Raw genomic sequence first — 17032 nt, forward strand, 5'->3', positions numbered from 1 at the left:
CACGAAGCCCCGGAAGCCCCCCGAGCGTCCCCGGGTGGCGGTGGTGGTGCAGCGCTACGGGGAGGTGACGGGCGGCGCGGAGAAGCTCGCCGCGCAGATGGCCGAGCACCTGGCTCCGCACTGGGACCTCACCGTGCTGACGACCTGCGCGAAGAACCACCTCGTGTGGGACAACGCGTTTCCGCCCGGCCCCGACGTCGTGGACGGCATCAAGGTGTTGCGCTTCCCGTCCACGCGGGTGCGCAACATCCGAGGCTTCAATGGCCTGTCGCGGCAGGTGTTCGACAAGAGCAACGAGCGGCTGCGCGAGGAGCAGTGGGTGGCCGAGCAGGGCCCCATGTGTCCCGGCCTGCTGCACCACCTGGCCACCGAGCGCGACGCCTACGACGGCTATCTCTTCTTCACCTACCTCTACGCGCCCACGGTGTGGGGATTGCCGCTGGTGGCGGACCGGGCCCTGCTGGTGCCCACCACACATGATGAGGCCCCCGTCCGCTTCGGTGTGTATCGGGACGTCTTCGAACGCCCGCGCGCCCTGCTCTGCCTCACGCCGGAGGAGCACACGCTCATCGAGAAGTATTTCCCGAATCACGCCCCCACGCGGGTGGTGGGCGTGGGCGTGGACCGGCCTCGGGCGGATGGTGCGCGATTCAAGGAGAAGCACGGCATCCACCGGCACTACCTGCTCTACATCGGCCGTCAGGAGCCGGGCAAAGGCGTGCCGGAGCTGCTCGAGTACCACCAGGCCCTGAAGAACCGGTTCGAGGACGCGCCGGACCTGGTGCTCGCGGGCGACACCAACATGGAGCTGTCCGGCGAGGGCGTGCGCTATCTGGGCCGCATCGACGAGCAGGACAAACACGACGCGCTGGCGGGGGCGTTGGCGGTGGTGGTGCCGTCCCGCTACGAGAGCCTGTCGCTGCTGACGCTGGAGTCCTTCGCCCAGGGCACGCCCGTGCTCGTGAACGGGCGCTCGGACGTGCTGGTGGGACAGGTGGAGCGCAGCGGCGCGGGCCGCGCGTACACGGACCTGGAGTCGTTCATCCAGGGCCTGCGCGAGGTGGGCTCGGAGCGTGGGCCCATGGGCAAGCGGGGCCTGGCGTACGTGAAGAAGCAGGGCTGGCCGCAGGTGGTGGCGGCCTACCGGGAAGAAATGCAACGCATCCTCGAGGAGAAGCGCCAATGAAGTTACTGGGACGGGACATCCCCGCGCGGGAGCTGATAGCCCGCATCGAGGAGCGCCTGCGCACGCGCGGCCTCCCCACCTCCGAGGAAGTGGAGCTGCCGCCCGAAGGCGTGGAGCCCCGGGTGGAGCCGCTGACCTTCAACCTGCATGCGCTGGAGGAGTACGCGGACGCCACGCGCGCCCTCCCCCTGCACACCCACCGGGGTGGCGTGGGACAAGTCGTCCTGCTGGCCAAGTGGGCATTCCGCAAGTCGTGCCAGGTGTTCATCAACGAAGCGCTCGGCAGGCAGCGCGTGTTCAACGGACACGTGCGCGACTCCTACGCGCAGCTGTCCGCCGAGGTACTCCGGCTGCGTCGCGAGGTGGAGGCACTCCGAGCGAGGCCAGTCCCCGCGGCTTCCGATGCAGCGGTGCCGCAGCAAGAACGAGAGCCCGCAGCGACGCCGGCCGCCGTGGCGCAGCCGCCGACCGCGCCGGTCTCCACGACGGCCCCAGGCGTAGACACCGTGCTGCCCAAGCCGCGTGCCCCCAAGGCCCAGTCACGGCAGCCAGCTCGGCCGAAGCAGCCGGTGAACGAGGCTTCTACGGAAGTGGATTCACCCTCGGTGCCTCGTGCGCCGGCCACGGGCGAGCCGGTCACCGGCAAGACGGTCCGTGCGAAGAAGGCCGCGCCTTCCGCGCCTGCACAGCCCTCAACGGAGGCTTCGCCGCGCCGGAGCGCCTCCGGCCAGAAGAAGCGCCGTAACAAGAAGTCCCGTTGAAGCCTCCCCCCTGATGAGGGGCACGGCGCCCGCCCCGGACCTCCTGAACAGGCCGACACCTTGCATTGACGGCCCATCCGCACCTGTGCTCAACCGAAAACGTGCCTGCGCCCTTCGTCAGCGTCGTCATCCCCGCCTACAACGAGGGCCAGCGGCTGCCACGCTTCGTCGCGGAGCTCACGCGCGTGTTCCTCGAGCGGAGCGCCCCGCCGGTGGAGTTCGTCGTCGTCGACGATGGCAGCGCGCCCAAGCAGGCCGAACTTCAGCGCGCCAGCGTCGAGGCGGCCCAGGCTCGCCTCGCCACCGCGGGGACGCGACACCAGTTCACCTACGTGGCGGCGCCTCGCAACCAGGGAAAGGGCTCGGCCATCCGGCTCGGCTGGCGTCACGCGTCAGCGGGCGTCACGTGGCTGGCCTTCCTGGACGCGGATGGCGCCATCAGCGCCGAGGAGTTCCACCGGTTGGTGGTGCTGAGCGCCTCGGAGTTGGCGCAGAACCTGGACGTGCTGGCCGGCTCACGCATCCTCATGGCCGGACGCCGGGTCGTGCGCAGCCTCCACCGCCACCTGCAGGGCCGCATCTTCGCCACGCTCACGGATGCGAACTTCAAACTCCACTTCTACGACACGCAGTGTGGGGTGAAGTTCTTCCGCGCGGACATCCTGCGACCGCTCCTGGACGTGCTCCAGGAGCAGCGCTGGCTGCTGGACGTGGAGTTGCTGGTGCTGCTGAAGCGCCAGGGCGCGCGCTTCCTGGAGGTCCCCATCGACTGGGAGGACTTCGGAGGTTCCAAGGTCATCCCAGGGCTCGACGCGGCGCGCATGTTCTGGGGGCTGCTGCAGCTGCGTCGGCGACTGGAGCTTGTGTCCCTTCCTACCCACCGTGACGCGTTGCCCGAAGGCGGGCCACACGCCCAGCGGTAGGCAGGAGCGTCACTGTGTAGGCGTGCAGCCCCGCCCTGCCTGCATGGCGACGCGGGCCCTCACCTCCAGTGACAAGCCCGCTTGATTTCCGGACGGCACACCGCGAAATAGGTCCCGCTTGGAAGCCGTTTCTCCAGGTTCCTCCCACACTGTTCGTGACATGCGCGCCTTGACCGACCTGCCCTCCGACCCCACCCCTCCTCTGACCCTGGGCCTGCCGGGCTTCGTCTTCGAGGACTTGTATCGTCCCGCTGGTCTGCGCCGGCTGGCGGAGCGCTTCGACGCACAGCTCACCGAGGATGAGCCCGAGCTCTTCCAGACCTTCGACGCATACCGCCAGTCTGGCGGTACGAGCGTCAGCGGCGCCGCGGAATCGGACCTGCTCGTCCGCGTCTCGCGCCACGTGTCTCGCTTCGTCACGCGCCTCTTCCGAGTGGAGCAGGAACTGGAGCGCCTGTCCGGCCGCCTCAAGGGCGAGCTGCCGCTCTTCGACTTCAAGCGCGAGTTCATCACCCGCCGCGTCTTCAAGAAGGGCGCCGCGGACCGCCCGGCGCTGGCGGAGTTCCCCTCGCTGGACGCGCGCATGCGGCTGATGCTCCAGCTGGGCTTCCCGGAGGCGCTGGCCACCGGGGACCTGGAGCGGGGTCTGGCGGAATCCGTCCTCTCGCTGATGGACCTGGAGCGACTGTTCTCCAACGCGCTGCCCGCCGAGCGTCAGGCCGAGGCGGAGGCCCTGCGCGCCCGCTGGTCCGCGCTGCGCGAGGTGCTGCTGTCCACGCCCGAAGGCAAGGATGCCTTCGGCTCCAGCCTCGTCACGCAGGGCGATGACGCCGCGGAGCTCCAGTCCGTGCGCGCGCTGCTGTCGCTGGCGGACCGTTGGACGTACGCGCGGGCGCTGCATCCGGAGACGAAGGACCTCTTCCACGCCTGGCCCACCCACCGGATTCCCAAGCCGCTGGTGTTCGACCAGCTCGTCCAGCTCCAGCGTCCGGACAACGAGCTGCCCGAGGCCACCGAGGGCCTGGAACACCACCTCCGCCACCGCGACGGCTTCAAGCTCACCGACCGCCGGGGCACCTCGCGCGACGTGATGAACGAGGTGGACTACTGCGTGCTCTGCCACGAGCGGCAGAAGGACTCGTGCACCAAGGGCTTCCCCGCCAAGGACCCGGTGGCCGAGGGGCACCACTACAAGAAGAACCCGCTGGGCATCCCCCTCAACGGGTGCCCGCTCGACGAGCGCATCTCCGAGGCGCACCTGCTCAAGCGTGAAGGCAACTCCGTGGCCGCGCTGGCCATGGTGACGCTCGACAACCCGATGTGCCCGGGCACCGGCCACCGCATCTGCAATGACTGCATGAAGGCCTGCATCTTCCAGAAGCAGGAGCCGGTGAACATCCCCCTGGCGGAGACCGCCACGCTCACGGACGTGCTGAACCTGCCGTGGGGCTTCGAAATCTACGGCCTGCTCACGCGGTGGAACCCGCTCAACGTCCGCCGCCCGTACGCGCTGCCCTACGTGGGCCGCAACGTGCTGGTGGTGGGGCTGGGCCCCGCCGGCTACACGCTGTCGCACTACCTCCTCAACGAGGGCTTCGGCGTCACCGGCGTGGACGGCCTCAAGATTGAGCCCTTCCCTGACGCGCTCGTGGGCCGCAATGGCCACTCGCTCCAGCCCATCCGCGACTGGTCCGCGCTCACCAGCGAGTTGGACGAGCGCATCCTGGAGGGCTTTGGCGGCGTGTCCGAGTACGGAATCACCGTGCGCTGGGACAAGAACTTCCTCACGCTCATCCACCTCACGCTGGCGCGCCGGGAGAGCTTCCGCATCCACGGCGGCGTGCGCTTCGGCGGCACCCTCACGGTGGAGGACGCGTGGGCGCTGGGCTTCGACCACATCGCCATCGCCGCTGGCGCGGGCCGCCCGACCCTCATCGGGATGAAGAACAACCTCATCCGGGGCATCCGCAAGGCCAGTGACTTCCTGATGGCGCTCCAGCTCACCGGCGCGTTCAAGAAGGACTCGCTGGCGAACCTCCAGGTGCAGCTGCCCGCCATCGTCATCGGCGGTGGCCTCACCGGCATCGACACCGCCACGGAGCTGATGGCGTACTACCCGGTGCAGGTGGAGAAGGCGCTCGCCCGCCACGAGAAGCTGGTGTCCCAGGTGGGCGAGGAGGCCGTGCTGGCCCGCCTCGACGCGGAGGAGCGCGCCACCTACCAGACGTTCCTGGAGCATGGCCGCGCCGTGCGCGAGGAGCGCCAGAAGGCGAAGGCCCTGGGCCGCGACCCGGACTTCATCAAGCTGGTGCGCGCGTGGGGCGGCGTCAGCCTCGTCTACCGCCGCAGCCTCACCGAGTCCCCCGCCTACCGCCTCAACCACGAGGAAGTGACGAAGGCGCTGGAGGAAGGCATCCGCTTCATCGAGCGCATGAGCCCGGTGGAGGCCCTGCCGGACGCCTCTGGCGCGGTGCGCGCGCTGCGCTTCGAGCGCATGGTGACGGTGGACGGCAAGCTCAAGGGCAGCGGCCAGTTCTTCGAGCTGCCCGCGCGCACGGTGTGCGTCGCCGCCGGCACGTCCCCCAACGTCACGTACGAGAAGGAATACCCGGGCACCTTCCAACTCGACGCGCGCGGCGAGTACTTCCAGAGCCACGAGCTGGTGGACGCCGAAGACGGCTTCTCGCTGGCGCCCGTGAAGGCGAAGGAGGACCCGGCCGCGAAGACGGGGTTCTTCACCTCGTACCAGAAGGACGGCCGCTTCATCTCCTTCTACGGCGACAACCACCCGACCTACGCGGGCAACGTGGTGAAGGCCATGGCCAGCGCGAAGGACGGCCACCCGCAGGTGGCGCGGCTGTACGCCAAGGAAGTGGCCGCGCTCGACTTCACCGACGAGGTGGCCCAGGCGGCGCGTGACGCGCGGCGCGCCGCGCACTTCGCCAGGCTGGACGAGGCGTTCACCGCCACCGTGGTGGCCGTCAACCGGCTGACGCCGACCATCGTCGAGGTGGTGGTGCGCGCGCCCTTCGCGGCCAGCCACTTCTCCCCCGGCCAGTTCTACCGGCTGCAGAACTTCGAGCGGAACGCCCCCGTGGTGGACGGCGTGCGCCTCACCATGGAGGGCCTGGCCCTCACCGGCGCCTGGGTGGACAAGGAGAAGGGGCTGATGGGCACCATCGTGCTGGAGATGGGCTCGTCCTCGCGCCTGTGCGCCGCGCTCAAGCCCGGTGAGCCCGTGGTGCTCATGGGCCCCACCGGCGCGCCCACGGAGATTGGCCACAACGAGACGGTGGTGCTCGTGGGAGGCGGCCTGGGCAACGCGGTGCTCTTCTCCATCGCCCGCTCGCTCAAGGCGGCCGGCTGCCGCGTCGTGTACTTCGCCGGCTACCGGCAGAAGTCGGACTCCTTCAAGCACGACGAAATCGAGGCCGGCACGGACCAGATTGTGTGGTCCGTGGACACCGGGGACATGATTGAGGCGCGCCGGCCACAGGACGCGGCGTTCCGAGGCAACGTGGTGCAGGCGATGGTGGCCTACGCGGAGGGCAAGCTGGGCCCCGCCCCCGTCATCTCCCTGGCGGACGTGGACCGCATCATCGCCATCGGCTCGGACGGAATGATGCGCGCGGTGGCCGAGGCGCGGCACGGCGTGCTCCAGCCGCACCTCAAGCCGGGACATGAGGCCATCGGCTCCATCAACTCGCCGATGCAGTGCATGATGAAGGAGATCTGCGCCCAGTGCCTCCAGCGGCACGTGGACCCGGTGACGGGCAAGGAGACGTGGGTGTTCTCCTGCTACAACCAGGACCAGCGGCTGGACCAGGTGGACTTCGTCAACCTCCGGCAGCGCCTGCGCGGCAACACCGTCATGGAGAAGGTCGCCGACGTCTACCTGGAGCAGCTCTTCAAGCAGGCCCCCCACCTCAAGCGCGTCTGAGGGGAGAAGGCGGGGCCCGTCTTCACCGGCGTGTGCCGGTGAAGACGCGAATCATCTCCTGGTAGTTCTGGATGAGGTCTTCCTCGCGCGTCAGGACTACGTCGATGTTCGCATCGCCGTAGTCGCGGCGGGCATCGGCCAGCGTCTGGAAGGCCTCCACCTGGGCGCGCATCGACGCCACCTGGGGCGCCATGCCCTGTTGCTGCTCGGGCGGCAGCTTCGCCTGGAGCGCCTCCAGCTTCTTCAGCTCCTCTTCGTATTGGAGCGTGCGCCCCAGCTGCCGCTGGCTGACGACGGCGGTGACGACCTCCGCGATGCCGTTGACGTCCGCCTCGGAGAGCTGTGCCTCGCGGCGCGCCTCGGCCTCCGCCTTGGCCTTGGCCTCCACCACCTTCAAGCCCTCGCGCGCGGCGGCCATGGCCTCTGGGGTGCCGGCGTCCACCAGCGCCCCCAGGTTCTGCAGGCCCTTCATGAGCGAGCCGTACACCTCCAACATCCGCCGCTGATAGCCGACGTACGCGTCCAGCTTCTCCTTCGTCACCGTGTAGGGGCCTGCCTCCACCACACCGTCGGGAGCGCCGGGGGCCTGCTCACCCACCGCCCCCGCGGGCGGCCCGGAAGCGTCCTCGGGTTTCTTGCAGGCCGAGAAGGCCACGAGCACCCACAGTCCCCACAGCACCTTGCGCACGCGCTTTCCTCCAGACAAGACATGTCAGCCCCTCATGTATGCTCCAGCAACCTGGGCGGTGAGAGGCGTCCCGCCTCTGTCTGTCACGGTGGGGTTGTTCCGGCCACTGAACAATCGCCGCATTACCTTTGACCAACCCTGCCGCGCTCGTGTACGAACCGCGGTTCTGTCGAAAGCGGTGGAGGGAATTTGAGGCTTTTCCTGGTTAGGCACGCGGATGCGGACGCGGAGATCCCCGAGGGTCTCGGTGACGAGGCGCGCGCCCTCACCGCGAAGTCCCGCACCAGCACCGCCCAGCACTTCGCGTCGCTGACCGAGCGCATCGGTCCCGTGGGGCGCATCCTGACCAGCCCGCTGGTTCGCACGGTGCAGACGGCGCAGATTCTATCCATCTCCGCCAGGTTCGAAGGCCCGCTGAAGGTGCATCGCTGCCTGCTGCCCGACATGCCCGTGGGCGCGGTGGAGCCGGTGCTCAACGAGTACGCGGACGAGAACCTCGTCCTCGTGGGGCACCAGCCGTCCATGGGCGCCTTGGCGGCCCATCTGCTCGGCATGCAGTCCTTCCCCAAGCCCGTCAACCCGGGCACCGTCATCGGCCTGGAGCGCGTGGAGGGGGAGTCTTCGCCGGCGTTCAAGTTCCTGTTCTACGCCGCCCCGGGTCAGCAGGTGCTCGACATCATCCAGTGAGGCCATTGCGGCCATGATGGACGAAGCTCGCTACAACCAGTTGGTCTCCGCCGCGTTCAAGCGCATCCTCGCCGCGGCGGACACCATCGACCCCGACATCCTGGAAGCCGACAGCACCGGCGACATGGTGACGCTCACCGCGGCCTCGCGGGAGAAGTGCATCGTCAACACCCAGCGCGCCGTGCGGCAGATCTGGGTGGCGGGCCGAGGCCAGGGCATCCACTTCGACTACGACGCGGCCACCGGCACCTGGAAGGACGACAAGGGCCGGGGCATGGAGTTGATGTCGTTCGTCGCGGACGTCGTCCGCGGCATCACCGGGGCGGACTTCGTCTATCCCGGCTGAGTCCTGCCGCTCGCGGCCTCCACCCAGTCCCCACCCGCGGCCTGAGCGCGACGCAGGGCTTCCCCAGCCTCTTTGAGGAGGCTGCCGAAGCTGACCTGGGACAGGGCGCCCGCCACGGGTCCACGGCCAGGCGGGGGCTCGGAGACGGCGACGCCCACGGAGGCGCTGGCGCCCTCGTAGGCCGTCAGGGACTTGATGAGCTCGCGCAGGCGCTGCCCCACCACCAGCGCGCCGGAGCGCGGCGTGTGCGGCAGGAAGACGACGAAGCGGCTGTCCGCGAAGGGCACGGCGACGTCGATGTCGCGCACTCCGGACACCAGCAGCCCCAGGGCCTCGGCGAGCGCGAGCTTCCGCGCGGCGGGGGCGAGGGGCGCGGCTTTCTCCGCGAACTTGTCGATGTCCACCAGCAGCACGGCGATGGGGTAGCGGTAGCGCCGGCTGCGCTTCACCTCCATCAACATCAGCCGCTTGAGGAACTCGAAGTCCGGAGAGGAGCCGACCACCGCCAGGTCGGACCGGCTGATGCGGCTGCCGCCTGGAACAGGCGTAGGGGCGAGCGCGGGGAAGGCGCCGGAGTGCCGGGCACCCACCGAGGGAGGCTGAGCGCTGGCCGCCGGTGTCGCGGGGCTCGCGGTGGCGGCGTCAGACGCGCTCGTCGATGCGGCCCCCGAGTCCGCGGGCTTCGCCGACCAAATAGCCGGGGCCTCGGGCGGAGACGTCTGCGCGGACGACGACTCGGGACTGGCTCCTGACGCAGCGACGGCCTCCGTGGCCTCGGACCCGTCCTCGGACGCTGGCCCAGCGGCATCCGGCTCGTCGGCCTCTGGCTCCGCGTGGAGCAGCGGAAGGTCGTCTTCCTCGGAAGCCTGCGTCTCCGCCGTGGCCGAAGCAGGTGCCGCGCCCGCATCCGGGGCCGTGCTGCCTGCCTCGGAGGATGGTGACGTGATGGGCTCTTCGTCCAGTTCAGGGGGCAGTGACGCGGAACTCGCGCCACGGCCCTCGGAGAACGGCGCATCCGCCTCGCGCGGCGGCGGCACCACCCGCGCCTGGGCGCGCTCCGCTTCCGGCGCCTCTTCGTCGAACGGCGGCAGAGGGGGCACTCCATGCCCATCCACGCTGTCGACAGGTGCATCCACGCCGTCGAGCGGCGGAGGCGGCGGAACCATCCGCCCGCCCAACACGCCCGGAAGCGAAGGGGGCTCACCCGCGGACGCCCCATCGAACGGGGGTGGCGGCGGCCGTGCGCCCAAGGCCCCCACCCGCCGCAGCGCCTCCTCGCGCTGGACAAGCAGGGACACGCACGTCAACACCGTGGGGCGCTTCAGCGGCCCCACCAAGCACCCGTCCGCGCCCGCCTGGGCGGCCCGCGCGTCCGCCTGCTCCTCGTCCGGCGAATACAACAGCAACACCGGCGCGGCGAGGCCCTCGGCCCGCATGCTTCGGCACAGCGCCTCACCGTCCAGGGCGCCCGTTCCGGACGCCAGCAGGACGGTGGGCATTCGTCCCCTCACCGTGCGCAGCGCCTCGTCGACGCTGCTCACCCAGGACACTTCATGACCGGCGGATTCGAGATAGCGGCGCAGAACGCCCGCCACCGGTGCGGAGGGCTCGGCGAGGACGATGGAGGACATCAAACCTCCATGACCTCCTTCTCCTTCTTCTTCACGATTTCATCCACCTGCGTGATGCCCGCGTCGGTCTGCTTCTGCACGACCTCGGTGATTCGCTTGTGGTCGTCCTCGGTGATCTTCTTGTCCTTCAGCTGCGTCTTCAGCGCTTCGTTCGCGTCGCGGCGGAGGTTGCGGATGGTGACCTTGAACTCCTCGCCCTTGGTCTTCACCTGCTTGGCGATGTCCTTGCGGCGCTCTTCGGTGAGCGGCGGGAAGGGCAGGCGAATCATCTCGCCGTCGTTCATCGGGTTGATGCCCAGGTTCGCCTCGCGCAGCGCCTTCTCGATCTCCTTGAGGACGCTCTTCTCCCACGGCTTGATGGTGATGAGCCGGGGCTCGGGCGCGTTCACGCTGGCCACGCCCGACAGCGGCGTCGGCGTGCCGTAGTAGTCCACCCGGACACCATCCAGGATGGCGATGCTGGCGCGGCCCGTGCGGACCCTCGTCAGGTCCGTGCGCAGGCCCTCGAGCGACTTGTCGATACGGCCCTTCAATTCGGCGACGACGTCTCCACTCATTGCGTTCTCTCCTTGAGTGCTTGCCGGCAGGTCGGGACTCAGGCCCAGACCGTCTCGCTGCCACCCACCAACGTACCAATGTCCCCGTCACCCAGCACCGCGCGGCGGATGTTGCCCCGCTGCGTCAGGTCGAACACGATGATGGGCAGCTTGTTGTCCATGCACAGCGAGATGGCCGTGGAGTCCATGACGTTGAGATTCTGCTTCAACACGTCCATGTAAGTCAGCGACCGATAGCGCCGTGCGGTGGGGTCCTTCTTCGGGTCCGCGCTGTACACCCCGTCCACCTTGGTTGCCTTCAGGATGACCTGCGCGTTGATTTCCATGGCGCGCAGGGAGGCGGCGGTGTCGGTGGTGAAGTAAGGGTTGCCGGTGCCCGCCGCGAAAATCACCACGCGGCCCTTCTCCAGGTGGCGCACGGCGCGCCGGCGGATGTACGGCTCGGCAATCTGCTCCATCTTGATGGCGGACAGCACGCGCGTGTGCAGCCCCTTCTTCTCCAGCGCGTCCTGCATGGCCATGGAGTTGATGCAGGTGGCCAGCATGCCCATGTAGTCGGCGCTGGCGCGGTCCATGCCCTCCGTGGCGCCCGCGACGCCCCGAAAGATGTTGCCGCCGCCAATCACCAGCGCGACCTCCACGCCGGCCTGCGCCAACTCGATGACTTCCTCGGCGATGCCCATCAGCGTCGGCGGATGGATGCCGTACTTCCCCTCCCCCATCAGGGCCTCGCCCGAGAGCTTGAGGAGAATGCGCTGATACGGGAGCGGCTTCTTCGTGTCGGAGGACATGCGCCACCGCTTCTATCCCCCGCTCCGCGAGGGATCAACGCTGGAGTCGGTGGGCGGCCCTACATCGTCCGCTGGCGGTCGCACGGGGAGGGGCCAATCAGACCCGCAAAAGCGAGGGCCGCGTCGCCCGGACGCCCCGTAAGGGGTGTTTCCGGCGCGCGCGGCCCTTGTCAGCCCTGCGTCCAGGCTCGCGGCCCCGCGGGGACCGCGGAGGCCTTACGCCTGGCCCAGCGTCTTGGCGACTTCGGCGGCGAGGTCGTCCTTCTTCTTCTCGATGCCCTCACCCAGCTCGTAGCGGACGAAGCGGCGCACGGAGACCTTCTCGCCAATCTTCGCGGCGCGCTCGGAGATCATCTCGCCGACCTTCTTCTTGTCGTCCTTCACCCAGAGCTGGTCCACGAGGCACACGCCCTCGTAGTACTTCTCCATCTTCCCGACGAGGATCTTCTCCAGCATCGCCTCAGGCTTGCCCTGCTGCTTGAGGAGCTCGCGCTGGATGTCCTTCTCCTTGTCCAGGTTGTCCGTGGGGACCTCCTCACGACGGACGAACTTGGGGCCGGCCGCGGCAATCTGCATGGCCACGTCCTTCACCAGGTCCTGGAAGTCGGGGTTGCGAGCGACGAAGTCCGTCTCGCAGTTCACCTCGACGATGACGCCGATGCGGCCGCTGTGGACGTAGGTGCCGATGACGCCTTCGGAGGCAACGCGGCCTTCCTTGCCAGCGGCCTTGGCGATGCCCTTCTTGCGCAGCCACTCCTCGGCCTTGGCGAAGTCGCCACCCGACTCGGCGAGCGCCTTCTTGCAGTCCATCATGCCCGCGTTGGTCCGCTCGCGGAGCTCCTTCACCATCTGGGCGCTAACTTCGGCCATCGTCGTCTCCTGCCTCCGCCAATCCAAGGCGCACTGCGCCGGGCGGAGCATTGTAAGTTCAAGGGGATACTGCGACACCAGGGAAACAGAGGCGGCCGGGGAGCTGGCGAACTGATGCCACCCGGCCGCTTCGGCACTGACGTGAGGAAGGGACGGCTACTCGGCCGCCGCCTCACCCTCGGGAGCGGCCTCGGCGGCCGGCTCGGTGGACGCGACAGGGGCCGCGCCCTTCATCTCAACGAGGGGGCCACGGCGGTCGCCGCCACGGTCACCACCCCGGTCGCGACGGTCGTCGCGGCGGTCACCGCGGCGCGGGCCACGGCGGTCATCGCGGCGGTCGCCACGGTCGTCACGGCCCTCGCGCTCCTCCTGCTCGTCGCGCTCGGCGGCGCCCGAGGCGCGGTAACGCGCGGCGCCCTCGAGGCAGGCCTCGGCGATCTTGGAGGTGAACAGCTTGATGGAGCGGATGGCGTCGTCGTTGCCGGGGATGACGAAGTCGATGCCGTCCGGATCGCAGTTGGTGTCCACCAGGCCGATGACCGGGATGCCCAGGCGGCCCGCCTCGTGGATGGCGATGTGCTCCTTCTTCGGGTCGATGACGAAGACGCAGCGGGGCAGCTTCGACATCTCCTTCACGCCGCCCAGGTTCTTCTCCAGCTTCTCGCGCTCACGCTCGAGCTGGGCGACTTCCTTCTTGGGCAGGCGCTCGAAGGTGCCGTCCTCGGCCATCTTCTCCAGCGTCTTCAGGCGGTCGATGCCCTGCTTGATGGTCTTGAAGTTGGTCAGCGTGCCACCCAGCCAGCGGCTGGTGACGAAGAACTGACCGGCGCGCGAGGCCTCCTCGCGGACCACGTCCTGCGCCTGCTTCTTGGTGCCGACGAAGAGCACCGAGCCACCGCGCGCGGTGATGTCCGCCACGAAGCGGAACGCCGAGCGGGCCATCACGACCGTCTTCTGCAGGTCGATGATGTAGATGCCGTTGCGGGCGCCGAAGATGAACGGCTTCATCTTCGGGTTCCAGCGCTTCGTCTGGTGGCCGAAGTGAACACCGGCCTCCAGGAGCTGCCTCATCGTGATGCCACCGGCGGCGGCCATCGCCTGCTGCTGCGTCTGCGTGTCCTGCGTTTCCATGTCGTCTCTCCGGTTGTTCCGCCACGCCCGAGCAAACCTTCCGGCCGAAACGACCGCGAGAGGAGTTCCTCTCCGAGGAGAGGCCCTCACCCACGGAAGCACCGGCGACCGGCACGGGCGTGTGTGTAGTGGGTACTGCCTGGGGTCGACTGCCCCCGACCCCATACCGTGGGGCGGGGCGTCCTTAACAGAACCCCTCCGGGCCGCGCAAGCTTCGCCGCACCGCCCGTCCGGGCAGGGGCGGCACATGCCGCCCCCCCGCCCTCCTATCGTCCCAGCGAGGCCCCTTCGCCCCGCCAGGACAGCACCGGCGCGGTGCCTTCCCTGAGGGTTGGCGCCGCGCCGGCGTCTTCCACGAGGAGCCTGTCAGTCAGCCCGCGTCCTAGACGCTGGCCTCCGAGGCACCGTGGCACTTCTTGTACTTCCGGCCGCTGCCGCAGGGGCAGGGGTCGTTGCGGCCCACCGCCGGCCTGCTGGCCGCCGCCGGACGCGCCGCCGCGGCCACCGAGCCCTCATCCAGCTTGCCGTCCGCCGTGGCGCGTCCCTCCACCGCCTTCTTCTGCTGCTGCGCGAGCTGGCGCTGGATGCGGGCGGCCTCTTCCGCCGCGCTGGAGGCGGAGCGGGGCTGCACGTGCATGAGCTGGGTGACGAACTGCGCCTTGATGGCGGAGAGCATCTGGATGAAGCCCTGGTAGCCCTCCTTCTTGTACTCCTGCTTCGGGTCCTTCTGGCCGTAGCCGCGCAGGCCGATACCCTGGCGCAGGTGGTCCATGGCCAGCAGGTGGTCCTTCCAAAGCCGGTCGATGGTCGCCAGGTAGTTGTACTGGAGGAAGCGCATGAAGTTCTCGCCGAACTCCTCCTCGCGCGCCTGGAAGACCTTCTCCGCCGCCTTGTAGATGTGCTCCTGGAGCTCCTCGCGGTTGCCCACGCCCTCGAAGTTCATCTCGAGGTTGAAGGTCTCCTTCACGCCCTGCTGGAGCGCGGCGATGTCCCAGCCCTCCACGCCCCGGGTGGGCGCGTAGGTGTCGGTGAGGGACACGATGACGTCCTCCATCGAGTCCAGAATCAGCTCGCGGAAGTCCGCCCAGCTGACGGTCCGCTCGGAGCGCGTCTTGATGCGCGTCTTCGGATCCTCGTCGTACTCCACCAGCGGCACGCCCGCGCCCGCGGCCAGCACCTGGCGGCGCAGCTTGTAGATGGTGCGGCGCTGCTGGTTCATCACGTCGTCGTACTCGAGGAGGTTCTTGCGGATGTCGAAGTTGTGGCCTTCGACCCGCTTCTGGGCGCCTTCGATGGCACGTGACAGCCACACGTGCTCGATGACCTCGCCCTCCTCCATGCCCAGCCGCTCCATCAGGCCCTGGATGCGCTCGGACCCGAAGATGCGCATCAGGTCGTCCTCGAGCGACAGGAAGAAGCGGCTGCCACCCGGGTCACCCTGGCGGCCCGCGCGGCCACGCAGCTGGTTGTCCACGCGGCGCGACTCGTGGCGCTCGGTGCCGATGATGAAGAGGCCGCCGGCGTTGTGGACCTCCTCGCGCTCCTTCTTCGTCTGCTCCTCGAGCTTCGTCTTGGTGTCGGCGAGCTTCTGCTCCCAGGCCGCGAGCTCCGCCTCGTAGGCCGTCAGGTCCAGCGGCTGCCCGTCCGGGGCCGACGTGGGCGGCTCGGGCGGCGGCCCCATGGACGCCTTGGCCAGGACCTCCGCGTTACCACCCAGGAGGATGTCCGTTCCGCGGCCGGCCATGTTGGTGGAGATGGTGACGGCGCCCTTGCGGCCGGCCTGCGCGACGATGTCCGCCTCGCGCTGGTGCTGCTTGGCGTTGAGGACGTTGTGCGGGATGCCGCGCTTCTTGAGGAAGCTGGCCACCACCTCGCTCTTGGCGATGGACACCGTGCCCACGAGCACCGGCTGCCCGTTCTTGTGCAGCTCCTCGATCTCCGCCGCCACCGCCTCGAACTTCTCGCGCTCCGTCTTGTACACCACGTCCTGCAGGTCCTTGCGGATGGGCGGACGGTTGGTGGGGATGACGCGCACGTCGAGGTTGTAGATCTTGGCGAACTCCTCCGCCTCCGTGTCCGCCGTGCCCGTCATGCCGGCCAGCTTGGAGTACATGCGGAAGTAGTTCTGGAACGAGACGGTCGCGAGCGTCTGGTTCTCGTTCTCGATCTTCACGCCTTCCTTGGCCTCGATGGCCTGGTGGAGGCCGTCCGACCAGCGGCGTCCCGGCATCTGGCGGCCGGTGAACTCGTCGACGATGACGACCTCGCCGTCCTTCACCACGTAGTCCTTGTCGCGCTTGTAGAGCGTGTGCGCGCGCAGGGCCTGGTCCACGTGGTGCAGCATCTCGATTTCGCCCGGGTCGTACAGGTTGCCCACACCCAGCCGCTTCTGGAGCTTCTCGATGCCGTCATCCGTGAGCGACACGGAGCGGTGCTTCTCGTCCAGGGTGTAGTCCTGGTCTGGCACCAGCCCGGGGATGACCTGGTCCACCCGGTAGTACTTGTCGGTGCTGTCCTCGGTGGGACCGGAGATGATGAGCGGAGTGCGGGCCTCGTCGATGAGGATGGAGTCCACCTCGTCGACGATGGCGAAGTTCAGCTCGCGCTGGACGTAGTCCTGCAGGCGGAACTTCATGTTGTCGCGCAGGTAGTCGAAGCCGAACTCGTTGTTCTGCCCGTAGGTGATGTCCGAGCGGTACGCCTCCTGCCGCTGCTTGTCGTTCAGCTCGTGCAGCACGCAGCCCGTCGTCATGCCCAGGAAGCGGTAGACGCGCCCCATCCACTCCGCGTCGCGGCGGGCCAGGTAGTCGTTCACCGTGACGACGTGCACGCCCCGGCCGGACAGCGCGTTGAGGTAGGTGGGCAGCGTCGCCGTCAGCGTCTTGCCTTCACCGGTGCGCATCTCCGCGATGCAGCCCTCGTGGAGGAACATGCCGCCAATGAGCTGCACGTCATAGTGCCGCTGGCCGATGACGCGGCGCGCCGCCTCACGGGTGATGGCAAAGGCCTCGAAGAGCAGGTCGTCCAGCGAACGGCCGTTCTGGATTTCCTGCCGCATGCGGTTCGTCTCGGAGACGAAGTCCTCGTCCTTGAGGGCCCGCATGCGGGTTTCCAGCTCATTGACCCGGGCGACCTTCGCGTGGGCCTTCTTGAGCTCGCGCTCGTTCTTGGTCCCAATCAGTTTCTTCAGCGTCCATTCGATCATTCGGTCGGCTCTCTCGCCGGAGAATCCTCGAAGGACGGCGGCGAGTGAAGGGAAATCCCTGGAGGTGTAAGGGAGAAACGTATGGAAACCACGTGCGTCCGCCGAAACTTCCACCCGGCAGGCCGCCCACCACGCAGCGGCTCAGAGTAAAGCGGAACCCAGCCCACGCAATGTCCCCCACACGAAATCAACGCCGAGGCCCCTCCCGGCCTTCACGACGACCTCCCTCCCGCCATCCGGGCCGCCCCGGAGCGCCGCCCAACCGCCAGGGCCCTGCCCCCGGGGGCAAGACCCTTGCACCTGTCTCTTATACACA

General features: G+C 68.6%; 13 protein-coding genes. 6 read left to right on the top strand and 7 right to left on the bottom strand.

Going from position 1 to position 17032, the window contains the following annotated elements; genetic code table 11:
• The 4 genes from HNV26_RS32985 to HNV26_RS33000 all read left to right on the top strand — a co-directional run.
• Nucleotides 1-1186, top strand: a 1186-nt coding sequence (locus tag HNV26_RS32985) for a glycosyltransferase family 4 protein (protein WP_171452948.1), incomplete at its 5' end; no start/stop codon positions are given.
• A complete protein-coding gene (locus tag HNV26_RS32990) occupies nucleotides 1183-1947 on the top strand; it encodes a hypothetical protein (RefSeq protein WP_171444876.1) in 765 nt (254 codons plus the stop codon). The genes HNV26_RS32985 and HNV26_RS32990, both read left to right, overlap by 4 nt.
• Nucleotides 1948-2048: 101 nt before the next feature.
• Entirely contained in the window at nucleotides 2049-2870 is an 822-nt protein-coding gene (locus HNV26_RS32995) for a dolichyl-phosphate beta-glucosyltransferase (protein WP_171444877.1), read from the top strand.
• A gap of 160 nt (nucleotides 2871-3030) precedes the next feature.
• Complete coding sequence (locus HNV26_RS33000; protein WP_171444878.1) at nucleotides 3031-6810, top strand: FAD-dependent oxidoreductase; 3780 nt, start codon at nucleotides 3031-3033, stop codon at nucleotides 6808-6810.
• A gap of 22 nt (nucleotides 6811-6832) precedes the next feature.
• Here HNV26_RS33000 and HNV26_RS33005 read toward each other — a convergent pair whose 3' ends face one another.
• Nucleotides 6833-7498 (bottom strand): hypothetical protein, encoded by a 666-nt coding sequence (locus tag HNV26_RS33005; protein WP_171444879.1) that lies wholly within the window; start codon nucleotides 7496-7498, stop codon nucleotides 6833-6835.
• Nucleotides 7499-7687: 189 nt separating this feature from the next.
• Between HNV26_RS33005 and HNV26_RS33010 the strand changes: the two genes are divergently transcribed.
• Both HNV26_RS33010 and cyaY read left to right on the top strand, forming a co-directional pair.
• Complete coding sequence (locus HNV26_RS33010; RefSeq protein WP_140865279.1) at nucleotides 7688-8185, top strand: SixA phosphatase family protein; 498 nt, start codon at nucleotides 7688-7690, stop codon at nucleotides 8183-8185.
• 13 nt (nucleotides 8186-8198) lie between these two features.
• On the top strand, nucleotides 8199-8531 hold the full coding sequence (gene cyaY, locus HNV26_RS33015; protein WP_171444880.1) for an iron donor protein CyaY: 333 nt from the start codon (nucleotides 8199-8201) through the stop codon (nucleotides 8529-8531).
• On the opposite strand, the gene HNV26_RS33020 is transcribed toward cyaY, so the two are convergent.
• From HNV26_RS33020 to secA, 6 genes are all read right to left on the bottom strand, one after another.
• Nucleotides 8519-10162, bottom strand: a complete 1644-nt coding sequence (locus HNV26_RS33020; protein WP_171444881.1) for a diguanylate cyclase — start codon at nucleotides 10160-10162, stop codon at nucleotides 8519-8521. The two genes, cyaY and HNV26_RS33020, sit on opposite strands and share 13 nt — an antisense overlap.
• Nucleotides 10162-10719 carry a ribosome recycling factor gene (gene frr / locus HNV26_RS33025; protein ID WP_140865285.1) on the bottom strand — a complete coding sequence of 186 codons (558 nt, stop codon included), beginning with the start codon at nucleotides 10717-10719 and terminating at the stop codon, nucleotides 10162-10164. The genes HNV26_RS33020 and frr overlap by 1 nt, the downstream gene beginning before the upstream one ends.
• Nucleotides 10720-10757: 38 nt before the next feature.
• On the bottom strand, nucleotides 10758-11510 hold the full coding sequence (gene pyrH / locus HNV26_RS33030) for a UMP kinase (protein WP_090490000.1): 753 nt from the start codon (nucleotides 11508-11510) through the stop codon (nucleotides 10758-10760).
• Between the two features lie 216 nt (nucleotides 11511-11726).
• Entirely contained in the window at nucleotides 11727-12380 is a 654-nt protein-coding gene (gene tsf / locus HNV26_RS33035; RefSeq protein ID WP_171444882.1) for a translation elongation factor Ts, read from the bottom strand.
• Between the two features lie 156 nt (nucleotides 12381-12536).
• Entirely contained in the window at nucleotides 12537-13511 is a 975-nt protein-coding gene (rpsB, locus tag HNV26_RS33040; RefSeq protein ID WP_141589136.1) for a 30S ribosomal protein S2, read from the bottom strand.
• Nucleotides 13512-13893: 382 nt separating this feature from the next.
• The gene (gene secA, locus HNV26_RS33045; protein ID WP_171444883.1) at nucleotides 13894-16716 is read right to left on the bottom strand and encodes a preprotein translocase subunit SecA; all 2823 of its coding nucleotides are present in this window, start codon (nucleotides 16714-16716) and stop codon (nucleotides 13894-13896) included.
• Between the last annotated feature and the right edge of the window lie 316 nt (nucleotides 16717-17032).

The organism is Myxococcus xanthus, assembly GCF_013116825.1.
Lineage (GTDB): Bacteria > Myxococcota > Myxococcia > Myxococcales > Myxococcaceae > Myxococcus > Myxococcus xanthus_B.